12 protein-coding genes and 1 pseudogene are annotated in these 20,445 nt (G+C 53.1%); 7 read left to right on the plus strand and 6 right to left on the minus strand.

The annotated features are described in order from the left end of the window. Nucleotides 1–76: 76 nt before the first annotated feature. A pseudogene (locus tag GKC68_RS13345) lies at nucleotides 77–1,238 on the minus strand (IS30 family transposase). 1,171 nt (nucleotides 1,239–2,409) lie between these two features. Beyond that, nucleotides 2,410–3,429: a plasmid replication initiator RepA gene (repA, locus tag GKC68_RS13350; protein ID WP_342656251.1), complete on the minus strand. Its 1,020-nt coding sequence runs from the start codon at nucleotides 3,427–3,429 to the stop codon at nucleotides 2,410–2,412. 249 nt (nucleotides 3,430–3,678) lie between these two features. On the opposite strand from repA, the gene GKC68_RS13355 reads away from it, so the two are divergent. The 4 genes from GKC68_RS13355 (at nucleotide 3,679) to dsr1 (ending at nucleotide 9,314) form a co-directional block, all read left to right on the plus strand. Then, nucleotides 3,679–3,819, plus strand: a complete 141-nt coding sequence (locus tag GKC68_RS13355; RefSeq protein ID WP_210531086.1) for a hypothetical protein — start codon at nucleotides 3,679–3,681, stop codon at nucleotides 3,817–3,819. A gap of 799 nt (nucleotides 3,820–4,618) precedes the next feature. Then, entirely contained in the window at nucleotides 4,619–4,903 is a 285-nt protein-coding gene (locus tag GKC68_RS13360) for a metalloregulator ArsR/SmtB family transcription factor (RefSeq protein WP_260412016.1), read from the plus strand. A 17-nt stretch (nucleotides 4,904–4,920) separates the two neighbouring features. After that, entirely contained in the window at nucleotides 4,921–5,277 is a 357-nt protein-coding gene (locus GKC68_RS13365; RefSeq protein ID WP_260412015.1) for a hypothetical protein, read from the plus strand. A gap of 221 nt (nucleotides 5,278–5,498) precedes the next feature. Beyond that, nucleotides 5,499–9,314 (plus strand): anti-phage defense-associated sirtuin Dsr1, encoded by a 3,816-nt coding sequence (dsr1, locus tag GKC68_RS13370; RefSeq protein ID WP_200286720.1) that lies wholly within the window; start codon nucleotides 5,499–5,501, stop codon nucleotides 9,312–9,314. A gap of 619 nt (nucleotides 9,315–9,933) precedes the next feature. On the opposite strand, the gene attM is transcribed toward dsr1, so the two are convergent. The 3 genes from attM to GKC68_RS13385 all read right to left on the minus strand — a co-directional run bounded on the left by attM (nucleotide 9,934) and on the right by GKC68_RS13385 (nucleotide 13,430). Then, the gene (gene attM, locus GKC68_RS13375) at nucleotides 9,934–10,725 is read right to left on the minus strand and encodes an N-acyl homoserine lactonase AttM (protein WP_028722793.1); all 792 of its coding nucleotides are present in this window, start codon (nucleotides 10,723–10,725) and stop codon (nucleotides 9,934–9,936) included. A 61-nt stretch (nucleotides 10,726–10,786) separates the two neighbouring features. Further along, nucleotides 10,787–11,947 carry an iron-containing alcohol dehydrogenase gene (locus tag GKC68_RS13380; protein WP_264253654.1) on the minus strand — a complete coding sequence of 387 codons (1,161 nt, stop codon included), beginning with the start codon at nucleotides 11,945–11,947 and terminating at the stop codon, nucleotides 10,787–10,789. A 28-nt stretch (nucleotides 11,948–11,975) separates the two neighbouring features. Next, nucleotides 11,976–13,430, minus strand: a complete 1,455-nt coding sequence (locus GKC68_RS13385) for an NAD-dependent succinate-semialdehyde dehydrogenase (protein ID WP_210456325.1) — start codon at nucleotides 13,428–13,430, stop codon at nucleotides 11,976–11,978. A gap of 183 nt (nucleotides 13,431–13,613) precedes the next feature. Between GKC68_RS13385 and GKC68_RS13390 the strand changes: the two genes are divergently transcribed. Then, on the plus strand, nucleotides 13,614–14,303 hold the full coding sequence (locus GKC68_RS13390) for an IclR family transcriptional regulator (RefSeq protein ID WP_230957775.1): 690 nt from the start codon (nucleotides 13,614–13,616) through the stop codon (nucleotides 14,301–14,303). A 379-nt stretch (nucleotides 14,304–14,682) separates the two neighbouring features. Here GKC68_RS13390 and GKC68_RS13395 read toward each other — a convergent pair whose 3' ends face one another. Continuing rightward, nucleotides 14,683–16,599 (minus strand): methyl-accepting chemotaxis protein, encoded by a 1,917-nt coding sequence (locus GKC68_RS13395; protein WP_028722286.1) that lies wholly within the window; start codon nucleotides 16,597–16,599, stop codon nucleotides 14,683–14,685. A 1,323-nt stretch (nucleotides 16,600–17,922) separates the two neighbouring features. On the opposite strand from GKC68_RS13395, the gene GKC68_RS13400 reads away from it, so the two are divergent. Continuing rightward, a complete protein-coding gene (locus GKC68_RS13400; protein ID WP_050598373.1) occupies nucleotides 17,923–18,165 on the plus strand; it encodes a hypothetical protein in 243 nt (80 codons plus the stop codon). Nucleotides 18,166–18,704: 539 nt separating this feature from the next. Beyond that, nucleotides 18,705–20,342, plus strand: a complete 1,638-nt coding sequence (locus GKC68_RS13405; RefSeq protein WP_028722275.1) for a methyl-accepting chemotaxis protein — start codon at nucleotides 18,705–18,707, stop codon at nucleotides 20,340–20,342. Nucleotides 20,343–20,445 lie beyond the last annotated feature (103 nt).

Consider the following 20,445-nt stretch of genomic DNA (forward strand, 5'->3'; position numbering starts at 1 on the left):
CGTGATGAAGACTATCGGATTCATGCTCACGTCAGGGGCAAGAGTGCGTTTTGCATGTCTGCTTCTGGCTGTGAGTTCAACCGATGGATGCAACACACTTATTGAACCGCTCTGCGGGTGATTCATAGTCTGGCGTTTTTCTCGGCCTTTCGTTGAGCTGTCTGGCAACACTGTTTAGTCTTTGCTGGCTGTGAACCGATAAGTCAGTTCCTTTTGGAAAATATTGTCTGAGCAATCTGTTCGTATTTTCATTTGAGCCACGTTGCCAGGGAGATTGAGGATCACAGAAATAAATCTGAATGTTTGTCGCTACAGTAAATCGAGTGTGGCTGGTCATTTCCGCGCCCCGATCCCATGTTAATGTTTTATAAAGCTCCCCAGGCAATTCCCGGGCTTGTCTGATGAGTGCAGATATAACCGTTATGGTCTTGTTGTCTCTGATTTTGGCCAGCATAACAAAGCGGGAATGGCGTTCTACGAGAGTGACTATATAGGAGTTTTTCGAGCCCTGGATCAGGTCACCTTCCCAGTGACCCGGTATGGCTCTGTCTGCAACTTCAGGTGGCCTTTCGCTTATTGGTATCGCATCCGGGATTGATCCTAATCCTTTCCCTTTAAGCGATGACGTTCTGGATCTACGAACCGCTCTTCCGCTTCTGAGGCATTGCTGCAGCTCTTTTTTTAATGCCCCCCGGGTTTGTATAAAAAGCGTTTTATAAATCGTTTCGTGTGACACATGCATTTCCTGATTATCCGGATAACAGCGTTTCAGCCAACCGGCGATTTGCTCCGGCGACCAGTCCTGATGCATCTTTTCTGCAATGATTTTACACAACGTGGGGCTTTCAATTAGCTTACAAGGTTTTTGGTCTCAGGGCACTTTCCCATGCAGTAGCATCCGCTTTTGCTGCACGATATTGTTTTGCACCTCCGTGCCTCTTGATCTCGCGGCTAATCGTTGAAGGAGCTCTTGATAATTTGGCAGCGATGTCCCTGATGCTACGTTTTGCTACCAGCCCTCTGGATATCTCCTCTCTTTCATCTAGCGAAAGCGCTAACCGATGTCGCTTTCGGACAGGGGGACGGTATCCACCAGTCTGGTGGATAGTGGGCATAACAGAAGAATGATATCTGTCGAACATTCTGGCGATATCATGCAGGGAATCACCTTGCTTATATCTGTCCCAGATAATCGCTTTCTGTTCTGGCGTGTAGTAAATGCGCGTTCTTCGTTTCATGGCAACGTCCCCCCTTGATTAAGGATAGCGTTGCATCGACCCGTTGAACTCACAGCACAAAGCGGACGTTTTAATCTGAATTAATCCCTGCAGTGAGAGCCGTATTCAGAATGCCGCTTCAGCGGCATGAAGGCGCCAGATGACGTAAAAGATGGCTGAGAAGCTTAACGGCGCCATACGCCCGGCGTAGCCGGTTATGAACGTATAAATCGTGCAATTCCCCACCTTTCCCTGAACAGCCTTGCGGGCTTTCAGCAATGAAGAAACTCAGGTAACCCCTTTTAACCCCGGTGAGCGGCCTTCACGGCGCTTGCGACGTGAAGGGCGTGATTTCCGGGGCCTTGGCGTCGGCAGCTTGCTGCTGACGCTTAGGGGGGTGTTCATCAAAACTTTCAGCGATGGATGTGGAACTTAACACGGTAGCTGAAAAGCCAAACCCGCTTACCGCCGCACGAAAGCCACTGTACGCCGTCGGAGTGGTCACGACAAGGCGCAGCCGCAGTCGGGGCGTATCTCCGCGTCAGCGGGCCGTCAGGGCCGCTTACGGGCGTGTTCACTGTACCCTGAAGCAACTTTACTCACAGCAACACAAAAACTATTAGTTACAACACCCATTAATCAGCCACTGCAGTTCCGGCCCTGCGGGCCGGGCGGCGGCGGCTGGTCAGTGGGGGCGATGGGTTATCAGGTCCGGCTCCGGTCCCTGCCTGGTGGGGCACTCAGGGTGCAGGACTGCGCCGGTGCTGTTTACAGTGAATGAATGTATGCTGTAACTAAATCGGTTGATTTTGGGGCCCGCGTCAGCGGGAGCTACTTCCCGTTCTGAGCGGCGCGGACGCCTGCGGCCGCTGCGAGCGAAGGCCTTTTTCACTTATCCACAATCTTGCGGATGACAGAGATCGTTCCGGGTTTATCCGGAAGACCTTAAAACAGTGTTTACGAATGTTTTGCAGATTATCTGGTATCCGTTTGCTGCTTTTTGAGGTTATCCCATTGCGGATTTATGTGGATAAAAGGACAGTTACGGGGTTTTGCGCACGCTGTCGGCGCATGAACGACGTCGCGGCCGGCATGAAACGGGAATAATGGCGAAGACGTGGCCGGAGCCTGAAAAAAAACCACGGCAAAAGCCCCGGTTAAGGGGCATGGCCTGGATGTCAGGTGTTACGCGTCAGACGCGGGTGTCGTGTGTCTCAAACAGCTGCATCTGGAAGAGTTGCCGGATAGCCAGCTTCTCAAGACGCTCATCCGTGCAGTACAGCAGCTCGCCTGCGGGCAGCGTTTTACGCAGGTATTTCATCATCTCAAACACCTGAACGTCGCGTGGATGGCTGCTCAGCCGGTTGGCCCGCTTACGCATCGCCCCCTGCTGACGACGGTATTTCAGCGACTCGATCCTTTTACGGTCGTACCAGCGACGGCGGGCGGCCTGTGGCGAGATGTCTTCATCCTCCCGCATCAGCCCTTCTGCTATCATCTGCCGGCGCTCCTCGCTCCTGCGCAGCGCCTTTTCCTGCTCCTTTACGAGTCTGGCCATATCCGCACCCAGCATCCGGAAGCCGGCATCGGTTATCCAGACGTACTTCGGCAGCCACTGCCCGGACGCGCGGTCCCACATTTTTTCTTCCGACACCGCGAGCACGCCATACCGGACCTGTTCGTTAATCAGGCGGGACATACGGCTCACCGTGACGGCCGTCACCGGAATGACGTTGCCGTGTTCGTCTTTCGGACTGACCTCCTGAGCCAGCCGGGACGTACACATGCCGACAGAATGTTTGCCCTTGTCGCAGAAACTGATCAGAACCGGCCAGGTGGTATCCAGCAGCCGGGCTTTTTCCGGTTTGAAATGGTTTTTACGCCCCGCCTTCTGGCGGTTCATCATGTAGTAAGGGTGCAGCGACATACGCATGCGCAGCTCGCTGAGGCCGGTTTCCGGATCGGTTTTCACCAGCCGGTTGTAGAGGTAGCCGATCTGGCCACCCACCGGTTTGTAACGCGCCGGCCGGAACCACCGCGGATTTTCACATTTCGCCCGCGTGGAGTGTTCGCCCCTTACGCGGCGGGTTTTACGGGGTCCGGCAGGGACGAGAAACGAAGCTGTTTCACCGGCGTCGACGCCCTGCCAGAAACGCACCTGTTCTTCGGTGCTGAGCTGACTCCAGTGCCGTGACGGTTTGCCCTGCTTCATAGCAGCGCCTCCCCGGCAGACTGAGACCGCTCTGTTCTCTGGCCACAGGTATGCCGCTGGTCTTCACAGACCGTCTGACGTGAAAACAGAGCCGCCGGAAAAAAGACGCGGGTAAACCCTCCGTCATGACTGCCGGTGTCACGGGCTAACAATACCGTTCTGATGTGAAGAGGAATTGCCGGCCGGTCCGGCCCGAAAACAGACTTCAGCAACGTAGCAGGAGCCAGGCCACATCCGGTCGGGAGGCAAATGCCGGCAGCAGAATGGTCACTGCTGCAACGTCTGGCTTCATACGGGGTCGGGCAGTTTAACCCGATTAAAATCTGGTCATTCACCCTGTCCCGGACTTATGGCGGACAGGGGTTGTCTTATGAAATGCATGCGTTATAATCCTGCACAGGCCAGCGCCTGCTTTTAACCCCCCGATACTGTCAGCCCGCCAAAGTTGAGCAGTACCGGGGGGTTTTTGCATTCAGAATCCGGGCGCGCCGGATTCTGACCCTGGACGTTTTACGGATACGTCCCATCCGGATAGTCGGTGGCCCCCGCGGCCGCGCATGTTCGGTCACGGAGGTTTATGCTCTCCTCTCCTGCAGACCGCCACAGCCCGCCGAAAAGGATCGTTACGATCGCGCCACACGATCGTCCGAAAATCATACCCTCAGAAAAATCTCAGATCCAGCCTGAAGTTAAATTTCGTCACCCTTTCGCATCACAAAAAGGCCTCTGCCGCAGGTGAATGTTATTTCTGGTATATCTTTGCATGGCGGTGCAGGAAGCCCGGAACAGGTCCGGGTGGGGATAAAAGCTAAAAAAGGCCAAAGTCAGGGAAAGTCGAGACGATAACTGACTAAGTAACGCGAACTCAACCAAAAGAAAAACCAGTAATAGTCAAATTTCACCGGCAGCTCTGCCGGGCTGCCGGTTCTTTTTTTACTTCCCTGCAGCCTTTTGTACAGCCTGCCGCATCAACGCCTCGCTGAAAATACCCGGCAGTAATGTAGTGCTTTCCTCCGATACATTTTCCACCGGCCTGACAATGATTGCAGCCGCTCTGAATATCACCTACCTGCAGTTCAGTGAGATTTGCGTTTCTGACATCTTGTCCCGTGAGACCTACTACTTGAACCTTTCTGTTATTCTGTTATTCTGTTATTCTTACAATCCATAGAATAACAGGGTGTTTGATGTGCATAGTGACTTAGAGGATGTATCACAGTTTTTTCGTGCATTAGCTGATGAAGGTCGTCTTCAGTTGCTGATGTTGTTGGAAAACGGGGAAAAAAGTGTTACTGAACTCACCGAGCTGTCTGGCGAGAAGATGGTAAATGTTTCTGCGCGGCTAAAAGAATTGCTCTATCACCGTCTGGTGATGCGCCGGCGTCAGGGCAGAATGATGATTTACAGTCTCGCAGACAATCATGTCGCTGATATTATTCGCAATGCATGTGAACACATCAACGAAGATCATTAACCGTCCGGGAGTAATTTATGTCTACCTGCAATGAAAAACATCATGCACATCATGAGCATCAACACGGTGCAGGATGCGGTCACACAGCAATTCATCATGGCGATCACGTCGATTATCTGCATGACGGGCATCTCCACCATCCACATGGTGACCATGTCGATGAGCACGTGTTACCCGTGAATGCCACTAACCCGGATTTGTGTACGCCAGACCACCATTGCAGCGGCCATGAGCCGGGCCATGTACATGGACCGAACTGCGGACATGAAGCTGTGCCTCATGGCGACCATATCGATTATCTGGTTGATGGTCATCTTCACCACCCTCACGGGGATCATTGTGACAATCACGGCCCGGTCATCCTTGTGAAGTAATAATATTACCTCTCGTATTACACAGCCTGTCATTAATGTGATGACAGGCTGACTGAGCTGAAGGTCCGCTATGAGCGAGGAGCGGACGTTGGACTTAGTAACCTTTCAAGATAGAGTAGCTTGCAAGGAAGCTGATCTTGCACTGGTCGGTCTAATACTGTGTTAGCCCCTTGAACCCTCATTTGCTAAATGAACATACTTATTGGATAGGAAGAAAAGGAATGCAATTCATTACCCATGGCCCTGACATTCCGGATGCACTTTTGCAGGCGCACGAGGAAGGCCGTGTGGTGTTTTTCTGCGGAGCAGGAATTTCCTACCCTGCCGGTTTGCCGGGGTTCAAGGGGTTGGTGGAGCAGATTTATCGTCTGAACGGCACAACACTTTCGGAAATTGAGCGTGATGCCTTCGAGCGCGAGCAATTCGACGCCACACTGGACCTACTGGAGCGACGCTTGCCGGGGCAGCGTATGGCCGTTCGCCGCGCGCTGGCCGAAGCCCTCAAGCCAAAGCTTCGTCGCAGAGGGGCTACTGATACCCAGGCGGCTCTATTGCGCCTGTCACGCAGCCGCGAGGGTACAGTTCGATTGGTCACTACCAACTTTGATCGCATCTTTCATGTGGCAGCTAAACGCACGGGCCAGGCTTTTCAAGAATACGCAGCGCCGATGCTGCCAGTTCCGAAAAACAGCCGCTGGGATGGTCTGGTCTATTTGCATGGTCTGCTGCCGGTGAATACGGACAATACCGCCCTGAATCGTCTGGTGGTCACCAGCGGCGACTTTGGTCTGGCCTACCTAACGGAGCGCTGGGCAGCCCGCTTCGTGAGCGAGTTGTTCCGTAACTACGTAGTCTGCTTCGTAGGCTACAGTATTAACGATCCGGTATTGCGCTACATGATGGATGCGTTGGCGGCCGATCGGATGCTCGGTGAAGACACGCCGCAAGCATGGGCACTGGGTGAATGTGAGCCGGGGCTGGAGCACCGGAATACCGTTGAGTGGGAGGCTAAGGGGGTCACCCCCATCCTTTACACCGTACCCGCGGGCACCCACGATCATTCAGCGCTGCACCAGACGTTAAACGCTTGGGCAGATACTTATCGCGACGGTGTACAGGGTAAAGAAGCCATCGTCGTCAAGCATGCTCTGGCACGTCCGCAGGACAGCACACGGCAGGATGATTTTGTGGGCCGGATGCTGTGGGCCTTATCAGATAAATCAGGTTTACCGGCAAAACGCTTTGCGGAACTCAATCCTGCCCCACCGCTGGAGTGGCTACTGAAAGCTTTCTCGGACGAACGCTTTCAGTACAGCGATTTGCCGCGTTTCAATGTGCCTCCACACGCAGAGATCGACACAAAACTTCGATTTAGCCTGATTCGGCGGCCTGCGCCCTATGACCGCGCTCCGCAGATCCTGCTGGCTTCTGGAGGCGTCAGCGTTAGCCAGTGGGATGATATGATGTTCCAATTAGCCCGCTGGCTGGTCCGCTATCTGGACGATCCAAGACTGATCATCTGGATTGCAAAATGCGGGGGACAATTGCACGACCGTTGGTCTTGGATGATCGAACACGAACTGGATCGCTTTGCTGCGCTGGAGCGTGATAGTGAGACCTCCGAGCGGGATGAAATTCTTTTGCATTCCCCCAAGGCCATTCCCGGGCCCCAAATGTCCATATTGTGGCGGCTTCTGCTCAGTGGTCGCGTGAAATCTTCATGGCGTCACCTCGACCTGTATCGTTGGCAACGCCGTCTGAAGCGTGAGGGCTTGACCAGTACTTTGCGCCTGGAGTTACGCGAGTTACTTGCTCCCATTGTGGTGTTGAAGAAGCCGTTTCGCTGGAGTGACGACGATTCGGGCAGCATGGCTGAGTCCCCGCGAATCAAGCAACTTGTGGACTATGAGCTTGAGCTGGCCGCCGATCACGTGCATTCCACCCTGCTCGACCATGCCGACAAGTCATGGAGATCAGCTTTGCCGCTCCTGCTGGATGAATTCCAGCAGTTGTTGCGTGATGCGCTGGATCTGCTGCGAGAGTTGGGAGAGGCCGACGAACGTAGCGACCGCTCGCATTGGGATCTGCCGTCCATTACGCCGCACTGGCAGAACCGGGGGTTCCGCGACTGGGTCAGCCTGATTGAATTGCTGCGTGATGCATGGCTGGTTGCTCGCTCCAACGACAGCGATCGTGCTACGCGCATCGCACTTGACTGGTTTGAGTTGCCATACCCCACCTTTAAACGTCTGGCCTTGTTCGCTGCGAGCCAAGACAAATGCATACCTCCCGAACGGTGGGTAAATTGGTTACTGACAGAAAATACGTGGTGGCTGTGGTCCACAGAGACCAAGCGTGAGGTATTAAGGCTGTTTGTTTTTCAGGCGCAGCATTTGTCAGGAACTGCAAAAGACCGTCTGGAAGCAGCCATCCTGACGGGCCCTCCACGCGAGATGTACCGGGATGACTTGGAAGCAGAAAGTTGGCAAGATCTGGTGGGACATTACGTCTGGCTGCGTCTGGCCAAGCTCAGTACTTCAGGCCTTGTTTTAGGTGCATCTGCTGCGGCACGTCTGACGGAAATATCCGCTGCCCACCCGCAATGGAAGCTTTCAGCCAACGAACGTGATGAGTTCTCTCACTGGATGAGCGGCACCGGCGATCCAGACTTCGAGGACAGCCGGGATGTCGACATTGCGCCCCGTAAGCGGCAGGAATTGGTGCAATGGCTCGCAAAGCCAATGCCAGAAAGGCGGCCTTTCTACGAAGATACTTGGCATGACGTTTGCCGCACGCGCTTTTTTCACAGTCTGTCCGCGTTATCTAAGCTATCACAGGATGGGATATGGCCTGCGGGCCGCTGGCGTGAAGCTCTGCAGACCTGGGCCGAAGAAGGGATGGTATTGCGCACTTGGCGGTACGCCGCTCCGCTGGTGCAGACTATGCCAGATGCGGTACTTAAGGAGATAAACCGGGCTGTCACTTGGTGGATGGAGGTGGCCTCTAAGTCCATCAGCATCCACGAGAAAATCCTGCTAAATCTTTGCCACCGCGTCCTGGCGCTCGAAAAAGTATCAGAGTCTCACGGAATCGATACCAATGACCCTGTCGGTTTGGCGATCAACCATCCCATTGGGCATGTCACGCAAACACTAGTCAACCTGTGGTTTAAGCAGAACCCGAATGATAATGATCTGCTTCCTGCTGATTTGAAGCCCATCTTCACCACACTGTGCGACACGCAGATAGATCAATTCCGCTATGGCCGGGTGCTACTGGGTTCCCGGCTGATCGCATTTTTCCGCGTGGATCGCCCTTGGACTGAACAGCACCTGTTGCCCTTGTTTAACTGGAACGATACCGTCGAAGCAAAAGCCGTGTGGGAAGGCTTCCTTTGGTCGCCGCGTCTGTACCCGCCATTACTGGAAGCCTTCAAGTCGCAGTTCCTGGAGAGCGCAAACCACTATTCTGATCTTGGCGATCACCGCCAGCAATTCGCGACCTTCCTGACTTACGCAGCATTAGGCCCGACCGTGGGATACACCGTGGAGGAGTTCCGATCTGCGATTGGCACGCTTCCACAAGAAGGTCTGGAGGAGTCCGCGCAGGCGCTCTATCAGGCGCTTGAAGGTGCGGCCGATCAGACTGAGGACTATTGGAAAAACCGTGCCCAGCCATTCTGGCAACAGATATGGCCAAAATCCCGAAACCTGGCCACCCCGCGCATCTCCGAGTCTTTGACTCGTATGGTGATTGCCGCCCGCGGTGAATTCCCGGCGGCTTTGACTGCGACGCAGGACTGGCTACAACCAATCGAACACCCGGACTATGTCGTTCACCTTTTGCACGAATCAAGTATATGCAGCAGGTATCCAGCGGATGCATTGGCCCTGCTGAATGCTGTAATCGCCGAGCAACAATGGAGGCCCCGAGAGTTGGGGCAATGTTTGGATCAAATCGTTCAAGCTGATATGCAGCTTGGGCAAGATGTTCGTTACCAGCGACTAAAAGATTACTTTCGAAGCCGCGGATTGTGAAAGTGACGTGCATCGTTCCATGAGAGCAGCGGGGGAATGACAAGGCAAATTAACACAGGACAGCTAAAAGCTTTGCCGCTCGTATCTCGCAATGCAACTTTTACCGGATGGTGGTTTACAGCGTTAAAAGTCTGTTTGTGGGGACGATCAGACCTGCACGCCCATCAATGTCCGCTGTGAGCGAGGAGCGGACCTTTACAATTTCTGCAGCAGATAGCGATTTTGCTGAGGTAGTTGAAAATTGATTGAGCTGAAGTTGCTCATTTCATGCCCTTCGCATAAAGCAGCAACCTCAAGAAGGGGGGACTTAACTTCACGGGTCATACGATGAAATGAGTCATTGGCACGTCAGTCTCCGGACCATAACTGTTACCAATTCACCAGCAACTACTCGTTGCTCTTGCCGTACCCATCCTGAATTTCTATATGATCTTTAATCTGCAGGCTTTTTCCAAAGGAACGACGCATTACTCTCAGTTATCAGCGCTGTGAGGTGACTCACCCCCCCGGCAACCTTGTCATCAGGGCCATAGAATAAAAATCGAAGCAGTATAAACCCGCCTCGATTTTTGAGAGTGGCTTAACCCACGTGGTTACTGCCCCAACCGGACGGCATTATTCAGGAATAGTATTCAGGGGCTTTTTTGAATTCAGACCAGGCGTCAGGATCGTGACCGGTCACCACCAGCGCACCGGCACGTTCGGCCACGGCACGCAGTTTCTGCACGGAACGCACGGAATCCACCGCTGAGGCCAGAAAACCCGGCAGCGCTTTTTGTTCCCAGTGATCGCGGGTATAGGCCGCATCGATAGTCAGTAACAGCGGCTGGCTGTTGGGTAACCGCACCAGAAAAGACTGATGGCCGGGCGAGTGACCTGGTGAAAATACCGTTGTCAGCGTGCCGTCACCATAGATGTCATAAAAGTCATCGTCGGTGCCGTTCAAAAACTGCCACTCCAATCCGGGGCGATCGTAATCTTTGCGGATGTAGCCGCCGGCCGCGAACCAGTCCGGGGTAAAGGCATATTCATATTCGATGCGCTGGACAATATGGCGTGCATTTGGGAAGCGACCAATCGCACCAGTGTGGTCAAGATGCAGGTGAGACTGCACCACGTATTTAACATCGGCCGGGTCAATGCCCAGTGCTTTGACCTGATCGACACAGCCCTGATCTTTACCGAGTACCGGCCAGTAAACATCACAGATGCCTCCCCAGTAGGCTCTGGGATCGGTTGCCACTTCAACGGCATTGCCACCATCAATAATGGTATGTCCGTCAGGATGGGTGATCAGGAAAAAGGGAACCGGGATTTCATAGTCTGCTCCCGCGCCCTGATTCATCTTAATGTTATGCACCTTACACTTCAGCGTACCGGACTGGAGCATGTAGAGACGGATATCTTTCATACTGAATATTCCTCTGGTCGTTAGCGTGGTTAAAGTGATGCGTTATTTTTAATTATTGAAATCAGAATGCTTCGCGATACAGATTTAGCGCGTCGTGCTCATGAACCTCGACAGGATTGTTGGTCAGTAAACGCGTCTGCAGCATGGCATCCGCAGCCAGACGTGGTAGACTCGCTTCCGTTACCCCGACATCCCGTAACCGGCGAGGCGCGCCACTTTGCTCCATCAGATGCAGCATAAAGTCGACAAATGCGGTTGAGCGAGTTGCTGCATCACCGCTACCGGGTACGTTGAGCACGTCGGCCAGTTCGGCATACAGCGGCGCGGCCGCAGTGGCATTAAAACGAAGCACCGGGCCGAGCATCAGCGCGTTAGAAAGACCATGCGCGATGTGATAATGCCCACCCAACGGATAGGCCAGAGCATGGACGGCAGCGACCGGCGAGTTGGAAAACGCCTGCCCGGCCAGTGTAGCACCCAGTAACATCCCTTCTCGTGCGGCGCGATGGCTCCCATCCTGACAGGCGTGAATCAGATTCGCGCCCAGCAGGCGTAATGCCTCACGGGCCAGCGCATCAGAAAGCGGGTTTTTCTTGTGCTTACTGGTGTAGGCTTCAATGGCGTGAACCATTGCATCAATACCGGTTGCGGCGGTGTGAATTTGCGGCAGTCCTAGCGTCAGTCCCGCATCAAGCAGCACAAAATCTGCGTAAAGCTGAGGTGAAACAACGCCCATCTTGGTGGTTTCGCCAGTAGTGATAATGGCAATATTGGTGACTTCAGAGCCGGTCCCGGCTGTGGTTGGTATCAGCACCATTGGCAGACGCGACCCGGTGACCTTGCCGATGCCGTACATCTCCGCCAGCTGCTGATCGCTGTGCGCCAGCACCGCGGTGACTTTAGCAATATCAAGCGAAGATCCCCCTCCCAGCCCGATAATAATATCGGCCCCGACCTGTTTAACGACCTCGACACAACGGTACACGACGGCTTCAGGCGGATCGGCCACAACCTCATCAAAAACGGTGACGCTAAAGCCCGCCTCTTCAAGATTTTTTGTGATGGGTGCAATCAGTCCCGCTTTGATTAATCCAGCATCGGTAATCAGCAATGCGTTACGCTGAGTGAACCGTGCCGTCAGATTGGTGCCCAGTTGCTGTGCTCCTCCCCATTTCATTTCAATGGAAGACACCGTACGAAACTCAAATGTATTGATCGTCATATCGCCTCCTGTCAGTCACGTGTGGTTATCAGGCAATCTCTGAGCACAGATATTTAATTTCCAGATACTCATCAATGCCGTGATGCGATCCTTCCCGGCCAAGACCGGATTGTTTAACGCCGCCAAAAGGCGCGACTTCGTTAGAAATCAGTCCCGTGTTATGACCTACCATGCCGTATTCCAGCGCTTCGGTAACTCGCCAGGTACGGCGCACATTTTCGGTGTAAAAATAGGCTGCCAGGCCAAATTCTGTATCGTTCGCCATCGCAATCACCTCATCTTCCGTGGTGAAGCGAAAAAGCGGTGCCACCGGGCCAAAAGTCTCTTCACGGGCGACTTTCATCTGCTGAGTGGCACCAGTCAGTATCGTGGGTTCAAAAAACGTACCGCCCAGCGCGTGTCGTTTTCCGCCCGTAAGCAGCGTTGCCCCTTTTTTCAGCGCATCGGCGATATGCTCCTCCACCTTACTCACCGCAGTGTCATCGATAAGCGGGCCGATCGTCACATCAGGCTGTTGTCCGTCGCCCACTTTCAGGGCCGCCACCCGTTCTGCAAATCGGCTGGTAAACGCCTCATAGATTCCAGACTGAACGTAGATACGATTGGAACAGACACAGGTCTGTCCGGCGTTGCGGTATTTTGAGGCCAGAGCCCCCTCAACGGCGGCATTGATATCGGCGTCATCAAAAACGATAAACGGGGCATTACCGCCCAGTTCGAGCGAAAGTTTTTTAATGGTCGGAGCCGACTGCGCCATCAAAATACGTCCGACTTCTGTTGAACCGGTAAAGGAGAGCTTACTAACAACATGACTGCCGGTAAGTACACCGCCAATCTCGTGCGCATCGCCGGTAATCACCTGAAAGACCCCTGGCGGAATGCCCGCCTGCATCGCCAGCCAGCCAAGTGCCAGCGCGGTGAGCGGCGTCTGTTCTGCCGGTTTGACAATCATGGTGCAGCCAGCAGCCAGCGCCGGTGCGGCTTTACGGGTGATCATCGCGGCAGGGAAATTCCAGGGTGTAATCGCTGCACATACGCCGACAGGCTGCTTGATCACCACAATGCGTTTGTTGGTTGCTGGAGCAGGAATGGTTTCGCCGTAAACACGTTTGGCTTCTTCGGCAAACCACTCAACAAAGGAGGCGGCATACAGCGCTTCGCCACGGGCTTCCGCCAGCGGTTTGCCCTGTTCAGCCGTCATCAGCAACGCAAGATCGTCTATATGGGAAACGATGAGATCAAACCAGCGGCGCAAAAGTGCAGTGCGTTCTTTGGCCGCAAGTTGACGCCAGCCGATGAATGCCGTCTGTGCAGACTTAATAGCGTTGGTGGTATCCAGCGCCGACATTGCGGGCACGGAAGCAATAATGTCACCCGTAGCCGGATTGTTGACTTCAATTACGCCACGATCCTGAGCCTGAACCCATTCGCCATTGATCAGACAACGTGTCTGAAGCAGGTCTGGATTTTTCAGTTGAATCATTTACACTCCCCTTTATCTGGTTCAATATATTGAACTGATATCTTGATACTGAACTTACTACGAGGAATTATGTCAGGGGATTCTTTAACAAAAAGCGATCAACCACACAAAAAAATTGACACAGTTCCTGCTTTGCGTCGTGCGGTTAATATCCTTGATTTGGTCGCTGCGTCAGGTGGCGTGATGTCGGCCACCGACATCACGCGCACATTGTCTCTGCCCAAAAGCACCGTCCACGGGCAACTGCATGCCCTGACAGGTTTGGGTTTGCTGGTAAAGACAGCAGAAGGCACTTACCGCCTCGGCCCTCATCTGATGCGCTGGGCGGAAGGGTTTCTTTCACAGATGGATATCATTTCGTTGTTTCGCGATTATTTTGCTGCGGACACTCTGCTGGCGGGTTACACCATCACCCTTACGGTGCTGGACCTCTACGAAGTGGTTTATGTCGGCTGCCGCGATGCAGAGAAAGCACTCGGTCATACCTTTCGCATCGGCATGCGTCTGCCCGCGCCTTTCACCGCGACAGGTAAAATGATGCTTTCACGGCTTTCTGATGATGAGCTCGATGCACTTTTTACCGCGCACTTCCCTGTACCCATGACAGTGAACAGCGTGGACAGTCTCGAAGCGCTGAAGGAGGAACTGGCTGTTATCCGCAAACGTGGTTTTTCAATCGATAACGGCCAGGTTCATGCCGCCATGACCTGCGTTGGCGCAGCCATATACGATCATTCAGGACGTGCTATTGCGGGTATCGCCACAAGCTTCCTGAGCAACGAGGCGGAAGATGGCTTGCTGGAAAGTCTGGGCCAGAAGATTTGCCATGCTGCTACAGTGCTCTCTGCACGTTGCGGTTACGCGTCAGTCTGATTATCAGGGCGCACACTTAACCCGAATGTCAGCAATGTCCGTTCCTGGCACAAAGCGGAGGTTATCTAAGATAAATTTGCATGATTTGTGTCTTTTAAACCTCCAGGCTGGTTTTGATTCTCATGATTTAACTGAGAATAGTGATGGCGATTACTATCTCGTTTTTCCGGACAGGATCAGACTCTTCCCTGAGCATCAGGCTCAGTTTGCCTATTACCTTTAATCGGGTGACTGACTCCGCATCATAAAAAAGAGCTTCCACCGCCTTACCGATGTGACAATGCTGCACGCTGAGATCACACACTGACCACCTCACCGATAAATGACTGAAAGATGCAGCCAGATGTCGTTACAGACGGCTCTGGCTGCAGTATGGCTGTCAGAATGTTTCCCAGTTTGCTTCCGACGCACTGAGGGGTGACGGGTGTTTTAACGCCGGCGTGGGCACCTTAACCTCCGGCATCAGCGGGCCGGAAGCAGGAACACGGAACACGGCTACGGTTTTTTCAAGCTCATGAGCCTGATCCTCGAGGCTGCTGGCGGCTGCGGATGACTCTTCAACCAGCGCTGCGTTCTGCTGAGTTGTGGTGTCCATCTCTGTCATGGCCTGCGCAATCTGGGTTATTCCGCGGTTCTGTTCGTCCGACGCAGCGGCAATTTCACCCATGATGTCCCTGACCTGGGTCACAGACTTGACGATATCCTCCATCGTGACACCGGCACGGTTAACCAGTTCGGTACCGTTACTCACCCGGCTCAGTGACTCACTTATCAGCGCCTCGATTTCTTTTGCCGCAAGTGAACTACGCTGTGCCAGATTTCGGACTTCACCGGCAACTACTGCGAATCCCCTTCCCTGTTCTCCCGCTCTTGCAGCCTCGACGGCGGCGTTGAGCGCCAGGATATTCGTCTGGAAAGCGATACCGTTAATGACGGAGATGATTTCGCCGATTTTACCTGAGCTCTGGCTGATCCCTCCCATAGTGTTGATCACGTCACTGATGATTTCCCCGCCGCGGCTGGCATTGTGTGACGCCTCGGTGGCCAGCTGGCTGGCGTGATGGGCATTCTCCGCATTCTGCTTAACGGTGGAGGTCAGCTCCTCCATGCTGGCAGCAGTTTCAACCACCGCTGCCGACTGCTGTTCCGTGCGTGAAGACAGGTCGGTGTTACCCGCAGCAATCTCGGAGGAGGCGCGGGCGACGTTATTCACTCCGTCCCTGACACGGGAGATAATGTCACGCAGGCTCTGGTTCATCGCGCCCACGGCGGTCATCAGCTCGCCAAGCTCATCGGTGCGCGAGGTAGTGATGTCTGAGGTCAGATCACCTTCAGCAATGCGCTGTGCAGACGACAGCGTCTCTCTCAGCGGAACGGTGATACTTCGCGTCATTCGCCAGGCAATCAGGAGGCTGAGAACAATACAGGCGAGTGTTGCAAAACCGATCTGCCAGAGCGCGGTCTGGATATACTTCTCAGCCATCTCTGACTGAAAGAACGCGAGGTCCGTGATGGACTGGTTCAGCTTACCTGCCGCTGCGGTCATTTCATCTGAGGCCTGCTTTTCAGTCCGCACAGAAAGGAGATAATTATTCAGCAGTGCGGAGCCCGATGCCATTTTTTGCTCCACGTCCGCCACTACTGCGGCGAGTGCGCTGCCGGAAACGCCTCTGAGCTGGTTTACCTGCGGAGCAATGGCGTCCCTGACTTCACTGAATTTATCCAGCGTGGAAGCGTCCGGCTTTCTGATGAACTCCTGGACAAAAAATGCCGCCTGCTCTGTCCTGAAGCTGAGGGAAAGTAGGGGCGCAACAACGTCGGCAGGAGCCGAAGCCTGGCCGGTGGCCAGTTTTTCTCCCAGTGATGCCAGGCCCAGCGTGTGTATTTCGCTCAGCGCGCGCGCGGCACTGTCACTGCTCTCGAGAAAAGCCTGACGCTTTTCCTGATACTGCGTCAGGATACCGCTCAGAACAGAAAGCCTTTCCCCTCCTTCCGCCGACCAGGAGTATTTATTAAGACTGGTTCGTAAGACAAAAAGCTGATTCATCGCCTCGCCGTTAATCTCAATAAACTTTTTGTCGCGGGTGTACTGAAAAAGCGTGCGGTTAAGTCTGGCTTTCGCCAGCGTGTCGAGCATCTGAACGGTGACATCGCGCTTGGCCGAATTTTCCTGAATGCTTAAAAAACAGCGAAACGCCAGCGCCGATATGATGACGGAGGCCAGTATGACCAGCGTGAATCCCAGTCCCAGTTTGGCGCCTATCTTTAAATCTGTAACTTTTCTTATAATATTCATTTAAATTACCCCGGAGTTGAATAGTACCCGGAGATTTATATCCTCTCAGGGTTCAATCCGGTATCGGCTAGAAAGGTGCATTATTTACACCTGTTTTCCGTGACTTTATAAAATAATCGTTTTCATTGATCAGAATCACTTAATCACCCCTTTGCTGACAAGAGGGGTTAATTATCTTTCAGGTTATCGTTTGAGCTCTAACTTTTATTTTTAACGAGGCAAGGTCAGATAAGTAAAATTAAATAATGTTTCCACCATAAGCCAAACGAATCTGAACACATCAACTTAAAACGTATAATCAGTAAAAGACGGCATTTAAAAACAATAAAAATTAAATCCGCATTACCGTGCCGGAATGCAATGTATTTACTGAAGTTTTTTTCACGAAGTTAAAGGCATGCCAGCCAGATTAAACATCTTATTTACCGTCTCGCTTGCATGCATAATGCTTTCAGGCATGATATAAACGTGCAACTGGGTGCTGGCGCCCGCCGCCAGAGAAGCCTGGAGCCACACAACTGTTTCGCCTCACCTCTTGAGTGGTTTTTTTTGTATGCTAAAGTGCATATAGGAAACAGCGAAACCAGACACCTTGCCTCAGACTGCGAACGGTACTGTTCAGGATAAACCGGGATGCACTGCAGAACCCGATCTGTAACCAGAACCTTACTGATAAAGTGCTTCTGAAATTAAAGTATTTCAGCGACGGGGTGTTAATAATTACGTGCCCTCCCCGGTCCTTTTAAAATGAAATGTGAAACATTTGCTCCCCTACCTGAGGGAGCTTCTTTTCGCCAGGGCGCTTTAGCATTATAAAAAATTTAAAAACGCTCTTGCGCGGCTTTTTAGCCCGAACTGAACGCTAACATCTTCTTAATTCATTTCTGTTTACCCCTGCCGCACCGGTAAAGATGCATTCATCTGCTGCATTCGCGGATGGATTTCCTTGAATAAGGAAGCATGCCTGTCGCAGTGATAGTTAAAAGCATTGATTTGACGCTAAAGAAAAGAGATGACTGTAACGATAGTCTGCTAAAGAAGCACAACCACCGGAAAACCTGATAACCAAAAGAAAGTCCGGATAAAGTGTTGATAAGGGAAGCGCTCGCTTGTTTTATACACACAATTAATTGTTACGTTAAATTTCACGTTCCGATAACTGCATTCACTGTCTAAAGCGACAGGCAAGCATTGAACAGTATACAGGTATTTAGCGGGATATTTTTCACAGGAATAAACAGCTGAGTTATTCAGGAATGAAGAAATCTTTTGCGACAGGACAGTCAGTTATGCCAGTGCCTAAATCAACTTACGGAGGGAGATATGTCACTTCGAGACGAAGAAAGAGGACTCATCATAATTGGCGAAGCCGCCCTGTATCTTGCGCTGACTGACAAGGAAATTGACATCAATTCCCTTATGGAACAGCTGAAAAGTATGGCGACAGGCAGCTGTAGCGACAACCGCCTGTGTAAAATTTTTGAGGCCATATCGTGGTTGAAAAGCTTACCAGCCCGGGATTTGAGAGGCAGTCTGTGCCATACCTTCATATTATCAATAGCCTGAACGAGGGTAAAACTGACAGCAGCTTATAATATTCAAATCTGTCAAAACACACCGATGACTTTACCGAACTCATGCGAGTTTATTACCTCACGTGATGGCCTGTATCCTGTCTGCCGCTGAGGTCATCCCGATTTAAGCCATGTCTGCTTCTGGCACAAATCGGACGTTCAGGCTGAAAAAAAGTACGGCGATGAAACAGATAAATAAACGCCTCGTATGCCGCATTTATGCTGCCGGAAGCCCGCGTGACTAATCATGCGGGCTGATTAGTTACTCCCGCTGAAGCAGATTCAGCCAGTCCCTGTCATTAATACCAGGCCCCGGACTAATAGTCTGACCCTTCGCCTCATCTGCGTCATGGTGGCCGGAGTCTCCGGCAAAAAAATTAGCCGGGTGAACCTTTGCTGACCACTGCCGATAATAACAGTGCTGCAGCAAGATGCTGCGGCATTTCATACCAGTATCCTCCCGTTAAACGGGAGTGATTTTTTTCGTCAGCACCATGCATTAACGCTGACGCCTTACACCATGGAACCCGTATGAACAATATCAGAATAGGAATCCGGCTCGGTGCCGCCTTCGGCTTTATGGCACTCCTTGTGATGTTTATGGTGCTCATCGGCATCGTTAAAATAAACGCACTCGGAAACACCAACGACGAGATATCCGGCAGTTTGTATACAAAAGCCTCAACTTCCCTTTCACTGCGGTACTACACCTCAGACATGAGTCGCCTTGCGAGGAATGCGATTCTTCTCAGCGACCTCACCAAAAGAGAAAAAGCCATCAGCGATTACCGCGTTGAAAGGCACGAGGTGGACAGTCTCATCAGCCTTATCGGTAAGCAGGTAAACACACCTCAGGGAACCGAAATTTTTACCCGTCTCAAAGCCCATTCGGAACTGTTCCTGCCCTTCATCGATGAAGTGGTGGCACTTGCGCAGCAGAGCAAAAGCGATGAAGCGACCCGGCTGCTTTTTGGGCCTCGTTATCAGACCCAGGGCGACTTCATGGCTTCCCTCAAGGAAATGCAGACCTTTCAGGAAGCTCGCATGAGTTCAGCCGCCGTCAATGCGCGTGAGGAACGCTCCGCTGCGCTGATGATGTTAGTCACTGCTGGCGTGGTTGCTCTGCTACTGGCCGCAGTATCCGCCTGGGCTATCACCCGGAGTATCACGCGTCCACTCAATGTGGCCGTTGAGGCCGCCCGGCGGGTGGCCCGCGGAGACCTGAGCGGTACCGTCCGGACAGACCGGAAAGATGAGACCGGCACGCTGCTGTCGGCCATCAGCGACATGCAGGATTCACTGATTAACACCGTCAGCCTTGTAAGAAGCAATGCAGAAAGCGTGGCATCAGCCAGCACCCAGATTGCCCAGGGCAATACTGACCTCTCGCAGCGCACCGAGGAGCAGGCCAGCGCGCTTGAGCAGACGGCCGCAACCATGACACAGCTCGGCATGACGGTAAAAAATAACGCGGAGAACGCCCGACAGGCAGGCCAGCTGGCGGTCAGCGTACGGGATGTGGCAGGCAAAGGCAGTGAGGCTACTGCAGCCATCAGTGGCACCATGAAATCCATCAGCGAAAGCTCCGGGCGCATCGCAGAAATTACCGCCGTTATTGACGGCATCGCCTTCCAGACCAACATCCTTGCGCTGAATGCCGCCGTGGAAGCGGCCCGTGCCGGTGAACACGGCCGGGGCTTTGCTGTGGTGGCAAGCGAAGTCAGATCACTGGCGCAGCGCAGCGCCTCTGCTGCGGGTGAAATACGTCAGCTGATTGCAGCTAATGCCGGTACGGTGGGACAGGGTAACGAGCGGGTGATTCACGCATCTGAAACCATGTCGGGTATTGTTGCAGCGGTCGGCAAACTGTCGGATACGGTGGAAGAAATCAACGCTGCCAGTGCCGAACAGGCACGCGGAATTGAGCAGGTGGGGATTGCCGTCACGGAAATGGACGCGACTACCCAGCAGAACGCCTCGCTGGTAGAGGAGTCGGCTTCCGCAGCCGCGAGCCTCAGGGAGCAGGCAGCGTTACTTCTGCAGGCGGTGTCTGTGTTCAGTCTGGGCAGCCAGTCCATACCTGATGCTGTTCATGTTCCCGCTCCAGCGGCGAGTCCGGCAGTTAAAGCCCGCGCGGAAACTGAAGACGACGGCTGGACACATTTCTGATTAAGGCACTGCGAATCATTAAGCAGATTCAGAGTAAGTACGGAACCCTCTCCGGTTCGACGGAGGGGGCGCGGGACAGCAGACCGGGTGACCAGTACCCCGC

The organism is Pantoea sp. RSPAM1 (assembly GCF_038816185.1).
GTDB lineage: Bacteria > Pseudomonadota > Gammaproteobacteria > Enterobacterales > Enterobacteriaceae > Pantoea > Pantoea ananatis.

Bases quoted from the DNA above. Each gene is read 5' to 3' on its own strand.
- GKC68_RS13365 (WP_260412015.1), top strand. From the start codon at position 4,921: ATGTCTACCTGCAATGAAAAACATCATGCACATCATGAGCATCAACAC.
- GKC68_RS13380 (WP_264253654.1), bottom strand. From the start codon at position 11,947: ATGACGATCAATACATTTGAGTTTCGTACGGTGTCTTCCATTGAAATG.
- GKC68_RS13390 (WP_230957775.1), top strand. From the start codon at position 13,614: ATGTCGGCCACCGACATCACGCGCACATTGTCTCTGCCCAAAAGCACC.
- GKC68_RS13405 (WP_028722275.1), top strand. From the start codon at position 18,705: ATGAACAATATCAGAATAGGAATCCGGCTCGGTGCCGCCTTCGGCTTT.
- GKC68_RS13385 (WP_210456325.1), bottom strand. From the start codon at position 13,430: ATGATTCAACTGAAAAATCCAGACCTGCTTCAGACACGTTGTCTGATC.
- repA (WP_342656251.1), bottom strand. From the start codon at position 3,429: ATGAAGCAGGGCAAACCGTCACGGCACTGGAGTCAGCTCAGCACCGAA.
- GKC68_RS13395 (WP_028722286.1), bottom strand. From the start codon at position 16,599: ATGAATATTATAAGAAAAGTTACAGATTTAAAGATAGGCGCCAAACTG.
- GKC68_RS13400 (WP_050598373.1), top strand. From the start codon at position 17,923: ATGTCACTTCGAGACGAAGAAAGAGGACTCATCATAATTGGCGAAGCC.
- attM (WP_028722793.1), bottom strand. From the start codon at position 10,725: ATGAAAGATATCCGTCTCTACATGCTCCAGTCCGGTACGCTGAAGTGT.
- dsr1 (WP_200286720.1), top strand. From the start codon at position 5,499: ATGCAATTCATTACCCATGGCCCTGACATTCCGGATGCACTTTTGCAG.
- GKC68_RS13355 (WP_210531086.1), top strand. From the start codon at position 3,679: ATGCCGGCAGCAGAATGGTCACTGCTGCAACGTCTGGCTTCATACGGG.